The organism is Sediminicola sp. 1XM1-17, assembly GCF_037203765.1.
GTDB lineage: Bacteria > Bacteroidota > Bacteroidia > Flavobacteriales > Flavobacteriaceae > Sediminicola.
Map to the genome: position 1 here is coordinate 88995 of NZ_JBBCAS010000008.1, position 20932 is coordinate 109926.

14 protein-coding genes are annotated in these 20932 nt (G+C 39.4%); 13 read left to right on the forward strand and 1 reads right to left on the reverse strand.

What is annotated here, in order from left to right:
• The first annotated feature begins 7 nt into the window (after positions 1–7).
• From WAA86_RS12845 to WAA86_RS12905, 13 genes are all read left to right on the forward strand, one after another.
• Complete coding sequence (locus tag WAA86_RS12845; RefSeq protein ID WP_337301419.1) at positions 8–1195, forward strand: nuclear transport factor 2 family protein; 1188 nt, start codon at positions 8–10, stop codon at positions 1193–1195.
• A gap of 2 nt (positions 1196–1197) precedes the next feature.
• Positions 1198–2361 (forward strand): MFS transporter, encoded by a 1164-nt coding sequence (locus tag WAA86_RS12850; RefSeq protein WP_337301420.1) that lies wholly within the window; start codon positions 1198–1200, stop codon positions 2359–2361.
• A gap of 63 nt (positions 2362–2424) precedes the next feature.
• Positions 2425–3759, forward strand: coding sequence for a M28 family peptidase (locus tag WAA86_RS12855; protein ID WP_337301507.1), 1335 nt, complete (start codon positions 2425–2427; stop codon positions 3757–3759).
• Positions 3760–3853: 94 nt separating this feature from the next.
• Entirely contained in the window at positions 3854–5476 is a 1623-nt protein-coding gene (locus WAA86_RS12860; RefSeq protein WP_337301421.1) for a M1 family metallopeptidase, read from the forward strand.
• 206 nt (positions 5477–5682) lie between these two features.
• Positions 5683–6939: a hypothetical protein gene (locus tag WAA86_RS12865; protein WP_337301422.1), complete on the forward strand. Its 1257-nt coding sequence runs from the start codon at positions 5683–5685 to the stop codon at positions 6937–6939.
• A gap of 136 nt (positions 6940–7075) precedes the next feature.
• Positions 7076–7810, forward strand: coding sequence for a DUF2490 domain-containing protein (locus tag WAA86_RS12870; RefSeq protein WP_337301423.1), 735 nt, complete (start codon positions 7076–7078; stop codon positions 7808–7810).
• A gap of 1 nt (position 7811) precedes the next feature.
• Positions 7812–8834: an inorganic phosphate transporter gene (locus WAA86_RS12875; RefSeq protein ID WP_337301424.1), complete on the forward strand. Its 1023-nt coding sequence runs from the start codon at positions 7812–7814 to the stop codon at positions 8832–8834.
• 179 nt (positions 8835–9013) lie between these two features.
• Positions 9014–9931 carry a mechanosensitive ion channel family protein gene (locus WAA86_RS12880; protein ID WP_337301425.1) on the forward strand — a complete coding sequence of 306 codons (918 nt, stop codon included), beginning with the start codon at positions 9014–9016 and terminating at the stop codon, positions 9929–9931.
• Positions 9932–10097: 166 nt separating this feature from the next.
• The gene (locus WAA86_RS12885) at positions 10098–11240 is read left to right on the forward strand and encodes a saccharopine dehydrogenase family protein (protein ID WP_337301426.1); all 1143 of its coding nucleotides are present in this window, start codon (positions 10098–10100) and stop codon (positions 11238–11240) included.
• A 168-nt stretch (positions 11241–11408) separates the two neighbouring features.
• On the forward strand, positions 11409–12596 hold the full coding sequence (locus WAA86_RS12890; RefSeq protein ID WP_337301427.1) for a GAF domain-containing sensor histidine kinase: 1188 nt from the start codon (positions 11409–11411) through the stop codon (positions 12594–12596).
• Between the two features lie 212 nt (positions 12597–12808).
• Positions 12809–13330 carry a GAF domain-containing protein gene (locus WAA86_RS12895; protein WP_337301428.1) on the forward strand — a complete coding sequence of 174 codons (522 nt, stop codon included), beginning with the start codon at positions 12809–12811 and terminating at the stop codon, positions 13328–13330.
• A gap of 143 nt (positions 13331–13473) precedes the next feature.
• The gene (locus WAA86_RS12900; protein WP_337301429.1) at positions 13474–13998 is read left to right on the forward strand and encodes a GNAT family N-acetyltransferase; all 525 of its coding nucleotides are present in this window, start codon (positions 13474–13476) and stop codon (positions 13996–13998) included.
• 59 nt (positions 13999–14057) lie between these two features.
• Positions 14058–15944, forward strand: a complete 1887-nt coding sequence (locus tag WAA86_RS12905; RefSeq protein ID WP_337301430.1) for a mechanosensitive ion channel family protein — start codon at positions 14058–14060, stop codon at positions 15942–15944.
• A 331-nt stretch (positions 15945–16275) separates the two neighbouring features.
• Here WAA86_RS12905 and WAA86_RS12910 read toward each other — a convergent pair whose 3' ends face one another.
• Entirely contained in the window at positions 16276–20112 is a 3837-nt protein-coding gene (locus tag WAA86_RS12910; RefSeq protein ID WP_337301431.1) for a M4 family metallopeptidase, read from the reverse strand.
• Positions 20113–20932 lie beyond the last annotated feature (820 nt).

Below are 20932 nucleotides of genomic sequence, written 5' to 3' on the forward strand. Positions count from 1 at the left end.
ATAACCGATGAGAAATTTACTGGCATTACTGCTTTGCGGCCTACCATGGGTAATATATCCACAGACGAATCCAGAGGTATATCTGGTCGATATCAATAAAGGTGGGGACAGTCTTTTGTTCAACAAGCCCATGAACATATCCAATAACGAAGGTTATGACAACCAACCTTCTTTTTTTGATGATGACCATCTCCTTTATGCCTCCAACCGCAAAGGGCAAACAGATATCAAGAAATACAAGATCAAGAATGGCAATTCCAGTTGGCAATCGGATACCCCTCATGGGAGTGAATACTCTCCCCTACGAATCAAGGGCACTGATCAAATATCGGCCATTCGATTAGACCATGACGGCACCCAATTGTTGTATCGTTATACCAATAACCAAGAAATTCCAGAAGTGCTGCTAGGGAATTTGAAAGTAGGTTACCACCTATGGTTCAATGACCATATTTTGGTTACTACTGTGCTCACAGGAGAAGGCATGGACCTTGTTGTTACCAATTTTAAAGACAACAGAAATTATACCGTTCAAAAAAATGTGGGCAGGTCATTACATAAAATTCCAAACTCCAATTTAATCAGTTTTATCAGTAAGGAAAAAGAATTGTGGACCATAAAATCCATGGATCCAGTTTCCGGAGCTACCAAGGAAATCACCCGCACCTATCTGTTCAAAGAGGATGTGTGTTGGCTAAACGATGGCAGCTTGCTCACGGGTTTTGGCAATAAACTTTATCGGTTCCATCCCGAGATCGATAAGAATTGGAGGCTTGCACATGTCTTTGATAATATGGACATCCATATGATTTCTAGATTGGCAGTCAATTCGAATACCACACAATTGGCCTTGGTGGCGGACATATCTCCTGAGGTGGTAGTGTATAAACAGATAGCTGCATTTAACGCAAGGGACATTGAATCCTATTTGGATACCTTTACAGATGATATCAAAGTTTATGGCTATGGGGGGCTTCGGCTCTACCAGGGAAAGGATATGTTACGAAAAGAATTTACCGAATATTTTAATTCCAATCCGGACCTGGACTATAGCATCAAGGATAAAATAGTAATGGACAACAAAGTTCACCATGAGGCCATGATCACGGCAGCTAGAACGACTGTCAAGAAAACCTTTATGTACACCGTAGTCAATGGAAAAATAGCAAGTCTAATGTTGTACGTAGAGCCCTAAAATTGAACATAAAACCCCATATCCTTCCGGTTATTGTTTTTTCCCAATTTGCCTGTACTTCCCTTTGGTTTGCCGGTAATGCCATTGTTGGGGATCTCGCTCAAACACATGATTTGGCACCTGGTATGACAGGACTGATGCTTTCTTCCGTTCAATTGGGTTTTATAACGGGCACACTTTTGTTTGCGGCCCTGATGATAGCAGATAGGTTTTCTCCCTCAAAACTATTTTTGGGATGCGCCTTATTGGCGGCTATGTGCAATACCGTTCTCCTTTTGGATCACCTTACCGAATTTACGTTGCTATCGGCCCGGTTTACCACTGGTTTCTTTTTGGCGGGCATCTATCCCGTAGGAATGAAAATTGCATCAGATTATTATGAAGGCGGACTTGGGAAGGCCTTGGGTTTTCTTGTAGGTGCCTTGGTTTTGGGAACCTCCTTTCCCCATGCTATCAAGGGAACATCCACGGGATCGGATTATAATCTGGTAATTTTAACGACCTCAATTTTGGCAGTTAGTGGGGGTTTTGCCATGTTTTTACTCGTCCCCAACGGCCCCTTTAGAAAACCAAGTAAGGTCTTACAGCTCAAAGCGGGTATAACCCTATTTAAAATACCCGCCTTTAAAAAGGCTGCCTATGGGTATTTTGGCCATATGTGGGAACTATATGCATTTTGGGCATTTATTCCTATAGCCATCGGCACCTATAATTCAATGGGACCCCGGGATATCCCCATTTCCTTTTGGACCTTTATGATTATCGGTCTTGGCAGTATCTCTTGTATCATTGGAGGGTATATCTCCCTAAAAAAGGGAAGTAAAAAGGTCGCCGTAGTTTCCTTGGCACTCTCTGGGATATTGTGTGGCATTTCTCCCTTCATCTTTCAACTATCCGCTCCATTCTTTATCCTATTATTATGCCTATGGGGTATGCTCGTAGTATCCGATTCCCCCCAATTCTCTACCATGGTGGCCTCGGCCTCTCCTTCAGAACTCAAAGGAACGGCCCTTACCCTTGTCAATTGCATCGGTTTTGCGATAAGTATCTTGTCCATACAACTAGCCTCTTTTTTGATGAACAGCATAGATCCCATTTACACATTCACCTTTTTGGGCCTTGGTCCACTTTTTGGTGTCATAAATCTCATCAAAAAATCCTCTTAACAATTTGTTAAGATTTTATAAGGTTCTATAGCCGTAAATTACGGACATAAAAAAAACTATATGATGAGAAAACTACTTACCCCCGTTTTAATCTTTTGCACTACCTTCTTATTTGCACAGACAGATCAACGAATTTATGATATTATCAATGCGGTATCATCTGAACGCATAGAAAAAGATGTAACCACCTTGGTTAATTTTGGTACAAGGCACACCCTAAGTGATACCATTTCGAAGACCAAGGGCATTGGGGCAGCTAGAAGATGGATAAAAAGTGAATTTGACAAAATTTCCACTACCTGTGGAAATTGTTTGGAAGTTTCCTATCAAAAGGATTTGGTAAAAAAAGATGCGAATGCCAGAATTGTAAAAGACGTGGAGGTGGTCAACGTAGTGGCCATTCAAAGGGGTACCAAATACCCAAATCGCTACATCATAATGAGCGGGGATATTGATTCCAGAGTTAGCGATCCAACCAATTTCACCTCAGAATCTCCAGGGGCCAATGACAATGCCAGTGGTATGGCAGGAACCATAGAGGCGGCAAGGGTATTGTCAAAATATAAATTTGAAAGTAGCATAATCTATCTTGGACTTTCCGGGGAAGAACAAGGACTTTTCGGCGGACAGGGATTGGTAAAAAGTGCCAAAGAAAAAGGATGGGACATCATTGGGATCTTCAACAACGATATGATCGGGAACATCAAAGGGGTGGATGGAATTATCAGTAATACCGATTTTAGGATTTTTTCCGAGCCTGTTCCACCAACGGAAACTGAAAGAGAACGCAATATGCGTCGCTTTTACGGAGGTGAGGTTGACGGAATATCAAGGCAACTCGCCCGTTATGTGCACAACAATGTTAAGACCTACATGCCAGAAATGAATCCTATGATGATCTATCGTCTGGACCGATTTGGCCGTGGTGGTCACCACAGACCATTCAATGATGCTGGTTATGCAGGTATCCGTATTATGGAAGCGCATGAAAACTATACCCAGCAGCATCAGGATATACGTGTGGAAGATGGGATTGCCTACGGGGATGTCCTGGAGCACGTAAATTTTGATTACGCCCGTAATCTTACTGCAGTTAACGCTATTAATATGGCTTCCCTGGCCTGGGCACCACCAGCACCTCAAGAAGTAAAAATTGGAGGTATTGTTGAACCATCCGCCAAATTTGAATGGAGCAAGGTAGATGGTGCCACAGGGTATAAAATTTATTGGAGGGACACCACCTCCCCTACTTGGGACCACAGCAGATATGTGGGAGATGTTACGGAATTTACCTTGGAAGGCATTGTGATCGATAATTATTTCTTTGGAGTCTCTGCTGTTGGAAAGGACGGTTTTGAAAGTGTGGTGGTTTTTCCAAATGCCATCATGAGAAACTAATATCTTTAATGGCCCATGGCAATTCCTAAGTATTGGAAATGCCATGGGCTATCTTTTTAATAAAGTGTTCTATTCCCATTTATTTCTTGATCATATGAAAAAACCAGCATTCACACTTTGGGCCACCTTATTGTTTCTTGGTTGGGTTCAGGCCCAAGAAATATACACAGAGCAAGATACATTAAGAGGTAGCATTACCCCAGAACGGGCCTGGTGGGACCTTAACTTTTATCATTTGGACATTGAGGTAAAGCCTGACAACAAATATATTTCAGGGTCCAATACCATTCGCTATACCGTTCTGGAAGAACAACAAGTATTGCAAATAGATCTTCAACCTCCCTTAAAAATTGAAAAGATTACCCAAGATGGAGAGGAGCTCGCGTTTACCTCAAACATCAATGCCCATTTTGTGACCTTGGAGAAGACACAAAATAAGGGTACCGTCAATGAGATCATCGTCAGTTATTCGGGACATCCGAAAGAAGCCATCAATGCGCCGTGGGATGGAGGTTTTTCTTGGAACAAGGATGCCAATGGCAAGCATTTCGTCGCCACCTCCTGTCAAGGTCTTGGTGCAAGTGCTTGGTGGCCCAATAAGGACCATATGTACGACGAGGTAGACAGTATGGCCATTAGTGTGAAAGTACCCAAAAACTTGATGGAAGTATCCAACGGCAGGTTGTTGAATGTTGAAGAACAAGAAAACACCAAGACCTATCATTGGTATGTAAACAGTCCCATCAATAATTATGGCGTGAATGTAAACATTGGCGATTATGTGCATTTTGGTGAAACCTATGCTGGTGAAAATGGGCCCTTGACCATGGACTATTATGTGCTTCGTGATAATTTGGAAAAGGCTAAAAAACAATTTACCGATGCCCCAAAAATGATGAAGGCATTTGAACATTGGTTTGGCCCCTACCCTTTTTATGAAGATGGTTTTAAACTAGTGGAGGTGCCTTATTTAGGGATGGAACACCAAAGTTCAGTAACCTACGGGAATGGTTATGAAAATGGATATTTAGGACGTGATCTTTCCGGTACAGGGTGGGGTCTAAAATTTGATTTTATCATTATCCACGAATCGGGACACGAATGGTTCGCCAATAATATTACCAACAGGGATACTGCCGATATGTGGATTCATGAAAGTTTTACCGCATACTCAGAAAATCTATTTTTAGACTATTATTATGGCAAAGAAGCCTCTTCTGCATACGTAATAGGTACCCGACATAATATTGAGAACAAAAAACCCATTATCGGGCCGTATAATGTCAACAAAACTGGAGGGGATATCTATTATAAAGGAGCCAATGTGTTACATACCTTAAGACAGCTTTTGGAAGACGACAATAAATGGAGGGAAATCTTAAGGGGACTCAATAGCCAATTCTATCATCAGACCGTGACCTCACAGCAGGTTGAAGATTATTTGAGCCAACATACGGGAATTGATCTTACGGCATATTTTAACCAATACCTGCGTACCACCAAAATACCGATGTTGGAATACAAACTGGAAGCCAAGAAACTAAGCTTTCGATATACCAATATCGTTGAGGATTTTGATATGCCCGTGCTCATGCATCTGGATGAAGAAAAATTGTGGATTTTCCCTACCGGAGAATGGAAGACGATCCCACTTCAGAATAGTGTAATAAAAATAAGGCCTGACGACAACCTTTACATTTATTCCTCTAAAATTTAATCAATTTCCAAAAAATTATTTGGCAGTAAAGTAGTTCAGCACAAGATCATTAACTTTGATATTCATTGGGTGATTTTGTTATCGAATGTACCCATAACAAAGACCCAAAACCTTTTCCTTAAGGTTCTAGATAATTGAGTAATGTTAAACGTATCGGATATCCAATATCCATTAAGATTCCGATATTCAAAATTGATTTCCCCCATATGAAATTGCATACAAATCTAATGCCCCTGCTTCTATTTGTTGTCCTACTTGGTTCCTGTAAAACAGAAGAAAAGAAACAAGGAAACGAACAAGATTTTGCCCTTACTTCCAAAACAATTAACTCCATAAATTTCAACTGTGCTGATCTGGGTGAAGATGAAATGGGAATTCCACGTTCAATACTTTATCTAACTGTAAATGGAAAAACAATTGATATTGCAAAAATCAATAATTGTCTCCCGATAGATAAAGAGCAGTACGCTAGTAATAATATAGATGAAAATGCTGTGGATGCCTCTTACGGGTATTGGGCGGGAAATGGGGCTTATTTTTACGTGATCCTAAAAGAAAACGAAGGATATATTTATAGGGCCAAAGTAGATGAAATGGACGACCAACCTATGTCCTATTCGCTTTTTGGCATTTATTCCAACGGAAAATTCTTTGAAAAAGATCGGGAAGAAAAAAAGGACAAGGAAGCTGAACTACTTCTTGCAAATACCTTTCCGAAAATCAAAAAAAATGCTAGTTCAAAAGAGATTGAGGATAGCATTCAGCCAAACGTCAACCAAATCAACAAAGCCCTTCCTTTTTTAAAGGTAATCTCCAAGGAAGTGCAATTTAAATTTGATGATTTTAAGACCCCTATTACCATTTGGTATTCGGATGAAAAATTGCCGGTAAAAATGAAAATGGGCATCAGGGATGATGAAGGACTTTTTTCCAACGATTTTGAATATTATTTTATCAATGGAAAAATATGGTATTCGGACCAAATCCTTTCTAAATATGTTTTTGAGGATGAAGCACTACAACATTATATTAATTCGGTTTGGACTAATATTCAAGTAAGCGAGAAACGATTTAAAGCCTGGGAAAAACGAATACTCCAGACGATTGCACAGATAGACAATGCCACCATCAATTCCAGAAAAGATGACGACAAAACCATAACAGGGAATTATGAACTTATACAGGGGCAATGGCAAAGTACCGATGATTCTAAAAGTCAAATTGCATTTATCGGGTCGATCAAAAAAGATTTCTATAATGGTGAGCCAATATCCCAAACTCCTTTTAGTATTTCCAATACCTGCAAAAATGAATCCAATATTAGTGCAGAAGTAGCTCCTGATGCTTTTATGACCTTACCCGAGGAAGATCAGTGTTTTTTCATTTTAACATTGGATGAAAATCTACTGCAATTAAATTACGTGGGTCGTGGTAATACCTTGACCTATAAGAGACTGCACTAAAAAAGATTTTTCACAAAATCCACATCAATAAATATATGGGCTTACATTGCATTTTATATCCATAAAAATATTTTACTATCCTAGTAAATATATAGATTAACTAGTTATATATTTGGCGCGTTTAAAATTCATTTAGATGAATAGACTAGCTGCACTTCACCTACTTTTACTTTTGGGCATTTTACCAACTACCACAAGAGCCCAAAAAACTGTTGATAACCAAGATCAACTTTGGACACGTTATTTTTTAAAAATTAAAATAGATCCTAAATGGCAAATATTACAAGAATTAGATGAAAGGGTTTATTGGTTTCCATGGAGACAGCATCAATTTGTTTCTAGAACGCAACTTGAGCGAAACCTGGGAAAAGGATATCATTTTGGGATCGGGTTCACCTATTCAGAACAAGCAACGCCCCAAGATCCAACAATTAAGGATTTTACCAATCAAACAGAACTAAGACCACAATTGGCCCTGGAGTATAATCAACATCTTTCCAAAAAATTCACAATAAACCATCGGTACTGGACTGAATTCAGATATTTTGAACGAAACAATGGCTCATTTGAATTTGCCAATAATCGCAGTAGATACAAACTGGAGCTCAGAAACACCTCATTAAATCATATAACCCTGAAAGCCTATAATGAAATTCTTCTTAACATCGGAGGCAACATTATACATAATGTTTTCGACCAAAATAGGTATGGGACAAGTATTCAATATATGCCCCTTGAAAATTTAGGTATTGAAATTGGCTATCTAAACTCCTTTCAACAACGAAAATCTGGTGTAGATTTTTACAATAGAAATATTGTACGCTTAACAGTGCATCATACCATCAACTATAAACCTGCTAATATTCCTTAAGATGTCCGAATTATTCAACTCCCTGACTATCCCTTTTTTACTTGCCATGTTTCTTGCCATCACCATGGGAGGTAGTGGTACTGCACCTTCATTTTCGGCTGCCTATGGTGCCAATGTTCTAAAAAGGTCATTAATACCCGGATTGTTCGGCATTATGGTACTGGCAGGTGCTTTAATAGCCGGGAAGGAAGTTTCACTAACATTAGGAAATGGCCTTTTAGAACAATCCTTTTTTACCCCATTAAATACGTCCGTCATCCTTCTTTCTATTGGGCTATCTGTCCTAATAGCAAGCTTACTAGGTGTTCCACAATCTACCAGCCAATCTACCGTCCTTTCCATTGCAGGAGCAGCATCGGCCTTGGATGGCCTGAACACGCAAAAATTATTTGTAGAAATTATCCCAACTTGGATCATTCTTCCGATAATTTCATTCTTTTTAATGTTCCTCCTTTCCAATTATGTACTTCCTTTAATCAAAATCAGAATAATCACAGATGATTACTCACATCTCAACGAACATAAGGGTATTAAGGCATTATTGATTTTATCCTGTCTCTATGTGGCATTTTCAATTGGGGCAAACAACGTTGCTAATGCCGCAGCACCAATAGCTTCTTTGACAGCGAATGAGATTGGACAAGAAAGTGTCCAAAACTTTTTACCCTTGACCATTTTATCAGTTTTGGTTGTTGCCCCTTGTTTCGCTATCGGAAGTTCTCTTTTTGGGCACCAGGTTACTAAAACAACAGGGAAGAAAATTGTGGAAGTCAGTCCTATTTACGCAACAATAATTGCTGTTATCGTGGCCAGTTTACTAGTATTTGCTTCTGTGGTAAAAGGTATTCCAACCTCATTGGTACAATTGAACGGAGCTGCCTTTATAGCCTTAAGCGTTAGCAAAAATGGATTCAAAACAACCTTTAGCAATAAAATTGTAAAAAGGTTTTTTCTAGTGTGGGCCATAGCTCCCCTGTTCGCTTATTTAGTTACCTGGGTCTTGATCACTTTATTACAGAAATAAGTTGCCATTTTTACAGAAAACAATCTTTTTCCTGAGTTCAGATCTCGAAAAAACCATTCCCCCTTCTTATAAAAGCATGGCACGAGATAGAATAATGAAGTTTTGAATTAAAAAACAGTAAATTTATTCAAATCATCAAAAGGCTCCCAGCAAGAGAATTAACGTAAACAGCACCTATAATGCCATACATACAAAACATTTCTGAAAAGCTATTATCTTCATTGGAGGAAAATTGGATAATTTTCATAAAGCAAATACCCGGCATACTTATTGCCATTCTCATCGTAGCTTTAGGTATTTTGATATCCAAAAAAATAGGCAATCTGTCTCGTAAAGTCATTTCCCAAAGGTCAGATGACCCTATCATGGTTAATTTCTTGACCAAAGGAATCAAGTTGTTACTGTATTCCATATTTATCATGTATGCTTTGGAAGTAGCAGGACTTCAAAGTATTGCCACAGGAATTCTCACGGCTGCAGGAGCCTCGGCTGTAATCATAGGATTTGCCTTTAGGGATATCGGGGAAAACTTTATATCTGGAATTATTCTGTCATTCAACAGACCGTTTAACGTGAATGAAACCGTCAGTATAGGCGAAATTTTTGGGAAAGTAAAAACCATTGAATTCCGGTATACCAAGTTAAGGACCTTTGATGGCCGTGATGTATACATTCCAAATAGCGATGTCATAAAAAAACCGGTGTTCAATTATACCGAAGATGGATTCTATAGGTTCGATTTCTTGGTAGGTATCGCCTATGAGAATAATATAGGGGAAGCTGAAAAATTGATCAAACAGGTCGTTAAAAATACCAAGGGCACTTTTGAAGATGATACCCACCGTAATTTTATTGTGGCAGATGAATTGGCCGTTAGTACCGTAAACCTCAAAGTACATTTTTGGATCAACACTTTTGAATACGGAAAGGAAGCCTTGGTGATTAAAGGAAAAGTAATTACCAACGTAAAAGAAGCACTTCTCCAGGAAGGGTTTAGCCTACCTGCCAATATCCAAGAATTAAAGCTTTATGATACCCAATCTTCCATTCCCGTTAGCGTATCCGAATCCACGAATGAGCAGACTGATCAGCCTTAAAAATTTATCCACTTCGATAAAAGACTACAGTAAATTAATTTATTGATTACCTTAGTATTAAGGTTTCTTGTTCCCCCAACTTTAATGCTATTTAGATCTCCTATCCCATTTATATAAAAGGGTATTGGTTATCCATAGTACTAGTGTCATATCAAATCAATCCAATATGAAAGTGCACTACAACATAATTATTGCTGGTGCCGGTGGTATAGCCGAAGCAGCTGGACTTATCCTTGCAGAATGGAGCACGGTGCCGCCAACTATTTATATTGGCAACCGTACCCTAGAAAAAGCCCAAAGCGTATCTCAATGGATAATGAATGGCACTACAAAATCATGTAAGGTTGTTCCGTTTCTTTTGGATGCAAATGCTATTACTGATGAAATGAAGGGGATATTTGAAAAAGGGGATGCCTTACTGGATTGTCTTCCGGGGAGTTTAGCACCAAAAATGGCCCAATTTGCAAAGGATTTTGACCTTTATTATGCCAATCTTACTGAATATGTGGCAGAAACCGATCAAATTATTAATTTGGCTAAAAATGCTAACACAGGTTTTGTCCTGCAGACTGGACTAGCTCCAGGGTTTATTAATGTATTGGCCAACCATCTATTCCAAGAATTCTGTAGAGATTTTTATGTTGAGGCGGTGGATACCTTGGAATTTAAAGTTGGAGCTCTGACCATTAATGCTGTTGCTCCACATTACTATGGATTTACATGGAGTCCTATTGGAGTTGCCACAGAATATGTTAAAGATGCTATTGCAATCCGTGATTATAAAAAGGTAAACCTCCCATCCCTTTCAGAAAGGGAAGGAATCATTATTAACGGCTTGGCATTTGAAGAAGACCTCACCTCTGGTGGTGCTGCAGATTTACCTGATGCATTAAAAGGCAAGGTAAGGTCCCTTGATTACAAAACCTTGCGACATCCTGGGCATTATGCTTGGGTAGAGGAAGAATTGTCTAAAATAGACGCTAACATAAATCCTATTGAAAAGCTACAACATAGAATGTTGGACGCCATTCCACATGTTGAAGATGACCAAATAGTGCTTTATGCAGCTGTGCAGGGCAATGATTCAGAGGGTACCTTGCGCAGACGGGAAATATCCAAGATTATTCACCCACAAAAAGTTGGCCACCATCAACTGAGGGCCATACAGACCACGACTGCAGTACCCTTGATACAATCCATCCAATGGTTATTGGAGAACAAGTCCAAAGGGATTACACTTCAAAGTAATATATTTCCCAAAGAATTTTTAAATGGAGCATATATAGTTCCTGTTTATGGCAACGTCTAAACTTATATTAGAGGTGTATAAGGCATAAGAACTGACTATTGTACCCACTTTTAATATCCTTAAAAATTATCATGCAAAAGACAAAATAAAAGTTGTTTTCCGCTGAAAATCAAATAGCTAATAAAATTTGAATTTATTATATTTATCAAATAGACCATACCACAAACCATGCTTTCCAATTTGAACACAAATCTTCGTAAAGACGTAGATTCCATCAATAAAATAACTGTTGTCCCTAATTTATTGGAGGTTATCTGCAAGAGCACCGGAATGGGTTTTGCAGCCATTGCAAGGGTCACAGAAACAAATTGGGTGACCTGTAGGGTTCAGGATGAAATAAATTTTGGTCTTAAACCCGGTGATGAGTTGGCAATTGAAACCACCTTTTGCAATCAAATCAGGCAGCATAAAAAACCGGTGGTCATTAATGAAGTGGCCACGGATGATAAGTATAAAACCCATCCTATCCCCTTGCAATACGGCTTCCAGAGCTATATTTCTGTCCCTATTTACCGTAGGGATGGTAGTTTTTTTGGGACCCTATGTGCTATTGACACCAGGCCAGCCGTTATTGATACGCCAGAAATAAGGGGCATGTTCAAGTTGTATTCCGAATTGATTTCCTTTCACTTGGATGCTATAGAGGAATTGGATCGGGTTTCTGCCCATCTGATGGAAGAACGAAAGATCGCGGAACTCCGGGAAACCTTCATTGCTATCCTTGGCCACGATCTTAGAAATCCTGTGAGCACTACTAGGATGTGTGCGGACATTTTACTGAAACTATCCAAAGATGAAACGGCCATAAGGCAGGCAGAAATTATAAAAGCCACATCTTACCGCATGCAAGGCCTTATTGACAACCTCTTGGATTTTGCCATGGGCCATTTGGGAGATGGTATAAAATTGGAAATGACCCAGGACAATTCCTTGTTGCGAAAGGTCCTTGAACAGGTTTTGCAAGAAATGAAAACCTTGGATTCCCATCGCACAATTAAAGACAAGATTCATTTAAAAAAGTCGGTGACCTGTGATCTCAACAGGGTTGCACAGCTTTTTTCCAATCTACTGGGAAATGCTATCAAACACGGGGCAGAAAATGAACCTATAGAAGTTGACATCCATACAACTGATAGAGCGTTTATTCTTTCGGTCAGCAACGCAGGAACCAAAATTTCGGATTCGGCTATGAACAATCTTTTTAAGCCATTTTTTTCCGAAAATGAGAACAGAAATAAAAAAAGTTTGGGATTGGGCCTATATATCTCCTCTGAAATTGCCAAATCCCATGAAGGACAACTCAAGGCAGATTCCAATGATGAAAGGACGACTTTCACCTTGAGCATACCATTATAGTCCATTTAATTGCACTTTAGCATAGTTAAACAAACTATCCATAATTCTCCACTTACATGGAAAATACCCGTTGTTTTGGGTAATTACGCTGATAAACACTCCTGATTTAACATACTTATTATCAAAATATTAAAAAAATACACATTCTAAAATGGCATGAATTAATATGTTGAAAAAAACTGCACTGATCGTTATTTTGTTTACCTTTATATATGGAATATAGTGTAGAACAGAGAAGAATTAAGGCACTGCATAGGTATGAAATCCTAGATACGCCTGCGGACGGATGCTATGACGAGATAACTTCTTTGGCTACCAAAATTTTTGACGTTCCCATATCCATTATTAGTCTGGTAGATACTGATAGGATATGGTTTAAGTCGACTTACGGTATTGATTCCGATCAGATCCCTAGGGATCCTGGGCTTTGTAGTTCGGCTATTATGTCCGATGATGTCTATGTTGTTGAGAATGCAAGACTAGATCCACGAACCATGGCGAACCCTTTGGTGGCAGGTGTCATGGGCCTACAGTTTTATGCCGCTGCCCCCTTGACTACCTCAGATGGTTATCATTTGGGAACCATTTGTATTATTGACAAAAATCCACGAATCCTAAATTGCAAGGAAGGATCCATATTACTTCATTTATCCAGAATAGTCATGGACCTGTTTGATGTTAAGCTTCAGGCCAAGATCATGTATAAAGATCTTCATACGAAGGTTCTGAAATAGCACTGCTCTTGCAAGCATCCATGGATGCAAAGGAATATCCTTCACTCACCGCACTAATTTTGGTCTTCACTATTGGTAAGTTGGTAAAAATGTTTTACCTATGGACCCATAATTTAATGCCTCATTGAAAGCATTTCAATCAAATGGAACAGAATTTTAGTATTAGGGAAGCACGGCCTTCGGAGTTTGAATCTATTGGCAACTTGTTGGTCAAGGTATATTCCCAATTAAAAGGGTTTCCCTCCCCAGAGGAGCAACCGGAATATTATGAGCGGTTGCAATATATTGGCAAATTCACCGAATTGCCCCAAACTAAACTCTTTGTTGCCATTACCCTGGATGGTATTATAGGTGGCGCAGTGGTTTATTTTGGAAATATGTTGCACTATGGCTCTGGTGGCACGGCAACAAAAGAAACCAATGCATCCGGATTTCGCTTGCTTGCCGTAGATCCTACATATAGGGGCCAAGGGCTTGGCAAACTCCTGACGGAATCCTGTATTCATATGGCCAAATCTGAAAAACAGCACCAATTGATCATACATTCTACCAAGGCGATGCAAACGGCTTGGAATATGTACGAGAAAATGGGATTTGTTAGGTCCCACGATCTAGATTTTCAACAAGGGGAATTGCCCGTGTATGGTTTTCGTTTGGTTCTTAGCTGAAGTAGCAGCCAAAAATCCCTTTTTTAGTTTATTTTCGCTTCTGATAAAGAATCTAGAACATGATTAATTTGCAAAGGTGCATCCTAGTATTTTTGGCCCTGATTTGTTTTTTTGGAGCAGACGCGCAGGTAGTTGCCCAATCCGATAGTACAAACGTAAGCAATGACTCTATAAATACCGCAGCACTTCAGCAGTACAATAATAAACTTGCTGAAATGGAACAACTTCGAGTTGCGGACTCCCTTAAAAAGGTAGCACTTGAAAATCAGTTGTCCTCATTAAAAACTACGGATAATCTTCAAAAGGAAGAACTCCAGCGCCAATTACAGCGCATCAAGGAGAATGAGAATCAGCGGATAGCAGAGAAAAAGTCCAGAATCAATTCCTTGCGTTCAACGGCCAAAGGCTTCCCTGTGATGGGGGTATTGCATGACACCCTATTTTATGTGTATTCAAAGATTGGGGCCTCTACCCCATCCGATAGGGCAAAAAGCATATCCAAGAAAATCAATAATCTCTACGAAGACGATTTTTTAAAGATTGATTCCATTATTAGCGTCAAATCTGAAAATACCTATGATATCGTTTATGGGGAATCTATCTTGATGAGTATTTCCGAGACAGATGCCCTATGGTACGACAAGAGTATGCCGGAACTTGCAGATGAATTTAGAACAATTATAAAAGATTCAATAGTAAAGGCCAAAGAGGAGAATACCTTTTTTAAAATATTGATGCGTATCGGATTGGTTGTACTTGTAATAATTGTTGCCTGGTTTTTCTTATGGTTGATCGGTAAGGGCTACAATAGGTTGCTTGATTTTCTGATGCTAAACAAAGACAAATGGTTGAAAAGTCTTGCCTATAAGGACTATACCTTTCTAAGCGCTGACCAAGAACTACAAGTGGTCCTTTTTGCCTTAAAATTATTGCGATGGTTCGTGTATGCCCTTTTGGTCTATATTACTTTGCCCATCATATTTAGTATTTTTCCATTTTCACGTACATGGGCAGATGCTCTTTTCCAATTGATATGGTCACCATTCAAGGGACTTTTGATTGCCATTTGGGCCTACCTTCCAAATTTGTTCAGCATTTTGGTGATTTATTTCGTCATGAAATATGTGATCAAGTTCGTGAAATACATATTTGCAGAAATTGATTCTGAAAAATTAAAGATTTCTGGCTTTCATTCTGATTGGGCCATGCCTACGTACAGCATTGTCAAGTTTCTCTTGTACGCCTTTATGTTCGTCTTGATCTTCCCGTACCTTCCGGGATCCGATTCGGATATTTTCAAAGGGGTTTCTGTTTTTATTGGGGTTTTGTTTTCTTTGGGGTCGTCCACGGCCATAGCCAATATGGTTGCCGGACTGGTCATTACCTATATGCGACCATTTAAGATCAATGATCGGATCAAGATTGGTGATATCACTGGAGATGTCATTGAAAAAACCTTATTGGTTACCCGAATCAGAACCATAAAAAATGAGGAAATTACCATTCCCAATTCAGCCGTTCTATCTGGAAATACCACCAATTACAGTACCATAGCCCGCACCGACGGATTAATTGTACATACCACGATCACCATAGGCTATGACGTACCTTGGAACGAGGTGCACCAAACATTGTTAAAAGCTGCTGATAGGACCGAAATGCTTTTAAAAGATCCCAAGCCCTTTGTATTCCAGACCAGTTTGGATGATTTTTATGTGGCCTACCAGATCAACGCCCACACCAGAGAAGCCGGGAAGCAGGCAGCCATTTATTCCAACCTACACCAAAATATACAGGACTGTTGCAATGAGGCGGGAATTGAGATCCTTTCTCCCCATTACCATGCGGCAAGAGATGGGAATATGATTACCATACCCGGAAATTATTTACCAAAGGATTATAAAGCACCCAGCTTTAATGTAAATGTAAAAAAAGGGTCCGATTAATCGGACCCCATTTTTTGTATGTATTAACAGTGATTTTCATTTTCTGAATACCGGCCTTGCAATTCCTAGGTTCGAGTTGCCTTTAGGGTCCATGGAACCAATGACCCGGTTAAGCCCGGCACCTTTTTCCCATGTAATTTTTGGCCGGAGATTACCTCCAATGGTTAGGGAATTCCCCACTGGACCGCCGATCTTTTTCTAGCATGGTCTATAGCCCAAATGAGGTACGTAGTTGTATTTTCTTGTGAACACAACCATCAACTTAACATTGAAGCATAAAAAAAGGGTGGAAACTGGTCCCACCCTCTTTAACATCAACTAAAAATTAAACCTATTGTTTTAAGAACTTTAGTTCAAATATTTCACCGTTATCGGTAATCACCTTCATGACGAACAATCCACTGTTCAGTCCGGCAACATCCAATTGTACGGCATTGGTAGGTAGTACACTTTCCTTGGACTTAACCACAACACCCATTAAATCAATCACAGTTACTGCCAAGATATTGGCATCTGTATCTATATTAATTGTAGTTACAGCTGGGTTAGGGAATACGGTAAAGAATCCTAGGTTCCCTTTGCTACCTTTTACATAATGCTTACTGTTCTTGTGATCACAAGAGTGTTTACCACCATGTTTCACATCATCATCACCACAGCTACAATCTTCTGGATCTGTAGGATCTGTAGGATTGGTAGGGTCTGTAGGATCGGTAGGAACGGTAGGGTCTGTTGATTCAGTTGGTTCAACTGGAGTATAGTTAAACTCCTGAACAATACTCATACTTCCAGAACCTTTGAAAGTGGCAGTGTAAGCACGGAACCCATCAGCAACATTGACATCGGTAAGTGTACCGTTGTACTGTATGTTGTTTGGATCTTCAGTGGCATCATCCATATTATTGGAAGAAACCATCAATGGTACAAAGTTGATAGAATCATCAAATGCGTTTAATTCAGCATCTGTAAAATACATGGTTACATCATACGTTGCATTTTCATTGGCTACCGCAATACTGAAAGCTTTTGAAGGTCTTGCCGTATTGATGTTGGAGAATATTCTAAAACTTGTTCCCTCATCAATTACCGACATGGTAACACAACCTAAATCTTCAGACGCATTTTCGATCTTGGCGATCAAAGCATTATCAGAATTACTCATAAAGAATATGGTGTTTCCTTTAAAAACCTTTGTAGTAGCTGACTCACCTTTTTGAGTTTCGATACCTGCTGGGTTAGCTGTTACCTTCACATTATCGATAGCAAAACTAAATGCAGTACCTGCATTGGTATCGTTGAACCATCTCCAAGCCAAGAAGAATGGTTTACCATCCAAAGCATTGATTATACCAGTATAAGATCCGCTTTCTGTAACAGCTCCCAAAGGACCTGAACCAGCATATTGTTCAACTGAAACATAGTTAGATCCATCCAAGGAGTACATAAATTCACCATAGTCAAAAATTGTAGCACCTAGTGGCTCTTCCAATTCACCACCAGCTTCCCAATCAAAAGAAACGGTCACATCATTGGCAGCTCCTGCATTGATCATAGGAGACCTCAAAATGGTATTGGAAGTAGAATTCGTGTCATATATGGGAAGATCTGTGATCCCATCACTGATATAGGCCCTACCAGCTGCAGTAGCATCTCCGTTTACTTTCCAAACATTGTTTCCATCAGACAAGGAAATTACGGACCATCCTGCTGGTATACCGTCTACTGAAAAAGTTTCGGTTGCCATTAGATCAAATCTATCGTTACCTGTTCTAGGAGCAAAATCATTATCGGCTATAGAAAATTCCTGTTTGTGGAATGTACCATTAAAGTTGAAGGATAACACAATGGTTTCAACATTTTCAACAACTGCATCATCAAAAACAGTAATATTCAAGGACTTAATTTCAGAACCTGAGAAAGTCAAAGAACTAGTTGAAAGGCTAAAATCCTGTCCTAAGGTAGCAGTACTACCAGCAGTGCTCAAGTTAATGGTTGCCGAAGGATCAACATCTACCCCAGTAAAAAACACTTGGAAAATATTGGCATCATCACATCCATTAATGGCGTTGCTCTCGGAAAAGATCTGAACATTGCTCTCGTTGAAGGCAATGGTATTAGGGTCTCCTGTATTATAGGCATCCCCTATATCCACACCATGCCACGCATTGGTGGTCTGTACTTCTTCATTGGATCCAGGTCCGTACAAAATTTGGGCTGCCAATATGGAAGCGGCACGCATTTCAATAAATTTGGCATTTGGTGAAAGCATGGTCTCACCCATATAGGCAATTTTGGAAGCGGCATCGAAACCAATTCCCTGTACGCTATATTGGTTTCCTGCATCGGTAATCTGATCATCTGCAGAAGGTTTGTTGAAACCAGGTGAAAAAGATTTTCCACTACCCGTTACCAATAAATAATACCATTTGTTCAACACACCGCTATTGGTATGGACTCCACACTGATCATTGGCCAATGTTGGGGTTCCACATTCTGGGTTGATCCAGTTTTGACCACCATATGAATCCGGGTCACCTGCAGATTTAGGGTTGTCCATCCATCTAAGAGCCCTAGATCCGGCCTCTCCTGGCTGTAAACCACCATCGCGTTCATCTATTTGTTCGCCAATACCCCAAGGGTCGTAATTTAAAGTACCATCTATTTGTGAAAGAACGTAAGCCTCAACTGCCGCCGCCCAGATATCTGAGAACCCTTCGTTCATGGCCCCTGATTCTCTTTGGTAAACCAAATCTGCGGTAAACTCACATACTCCGTGTCCAATTTCATGGGCACAAACGTCCATGGAAGTCAATGGAGCAAAAGAACCGTCCGGATATTGACCACCTTGATAACTACCATCACCATAGGTCATGGCCGTTCCGTTCCAGAAGGCATTGTCATAAGCATCACCGTAATGAACATAGTTGGTAACCTTGGTTCCTTTATCGTCATAACTTGAACGGTTGTGCACATTTTTCCAATAGTCCAATACTACCTCTGCTCCCCAATGGGCATCCAAGGCAACATCATCGTTATGGGCTTCGTTATGTCCTACAGACGGTACGCCATCTGACGGTACCACTGGGCCGTAAGGCATTGAAAAATCATCCTTTCTGTGCTCTGCTGCAGTCCAATTGTTATCGGCCGTTTCTGGATTCAATAAATCCCCGTCCCCATCTATAATAGGCACCGCAAATTGAGAAAGTGGTGTATTGATCGGTAGCCCCCCTAAACCTTCGTAGGATAAGGTTTCATTGACAATACCGGAAGGTGTAATTCCTTTCAATACCCAGTTTCCATTGGAATCTCTTGACGTATCAAAAATTCTTGTTCCCGCATAGCGGGTATCCCCACTGGCAGCCACATAAGGCATTGGCCCATAAACTGCTTTTTTCGCTGGCTTAATTTCTTTTTTGATATCTTCTTTGGTATGACTGCCGTCGGCATGTTTTATGATAGCATCCAACAGCAATACCTGTCCTGAAGCTGCATCCACATAAATATCTGCACGTGACAATGGCTCAGCTGCGTAGATATTAAATTTGTATGCTAAAGAAAGATCTACGACATCCGTTAAATAATTATCAACGAATACCAACTCTCCTTTTGGGTACACTTCATTATATGCTGCGGTAATCTCTGGGGAATTTCCCAAGCTCTGGATATAATCCCAAGCATAGGTTGTTGCTCCTACATGGTCCAACGCCTTTTGAAGGGCTGCACTTTCCGATAAGGAAGGTGTAGACGTTATGGAAGCTGGTAAACTATAGTACTCTGCGGTGAAACCAAAAACAATTCCCTTTTTGGACATTGCCTTAAAAACACCATGCTCTACTTTAATACCATTGGTGTACTGCTGGAACTTGTCCACTTGCACACCATTGGAAGTTGTGGTAGCTGTAATCTCAAATGTGGTTTCCTGTCCCATTCCAAGAACGGAACGAAGAAAAGCTGGGGTGTTACCAAGAGAAAGAGTCTCACCCTTGCTATTTAACTTAATTAAAGATGGAGTCCCACGATTAGGCTCCATGGTGAATTCTGTTACCCGCGAATCTTGGGACAGATTGGCAGAGATATCCTGGGCGGATGTCTGCGCATTCAACATAAATAATCCTTGAAAGCAGAATGCCGCTCCAAGGATTATTTTTTTTGGTAATGGTTTGATCATGTGTTAATGAATTAATTGGTTAATAAAATTTGTGGTTTTTTCGTACGTGTTTTGTAGGTGTCTTAATAATTATTTGTTAAATTTTAAATTCTGCCAAATATATTTAAAAATCTACTACAACGTTATAGTTGTAAAAATATTCGATGAAATGCATTTTTCATCGCTTTCAATAATCATAATCTATTTTGTTTATTTTAGTATAGATATTATTGATGATTCTCTATACGTACGAGGAAGTAGATTGGAGGGTTCAGTTTTTTTTGATTTTTTTTTAAAATTTTTAATTTTCAAATAAATAATCAAGTCCTCCATATAAATAATTTGCTTTAACTGGCTTTATAAAAGCCTTTTTATGATAATAAATGTTTCAACCAAAAGTTGAACAAAATGATTGAATTAAAAAGAAACCATTAATGTTCCAATGAAATGTTAAATGGTTTTTTATCCAAAACCTTAATTTTTTATCAATTCCATTTTCAATCGGCCGCAAGATATTTTTTAATCCCAGTTTATCGATAGACTAATCGATTTATTCGATGAACTACACATATTTGTAAATCATGTTCTACGAAAACGATATAGTTCATCCCGATTTTAGTAATATTTCTGCGGTGCTTTACTGATTCTTGTTTTGAAAATATCCATATCCAACCAGGAAATATTAAAAATTTATTCTTTTTAGATGCTCATATTGCATATTTGGATATAGAACAATTGATTGCAAATAAACCCTACCATTACTTTGAAATAAATCTTTTGTTTAACTCTTAGCACTTAATTTGAATGCAATATTTTCCTTTTGTAATTCAATTGAGCCCTT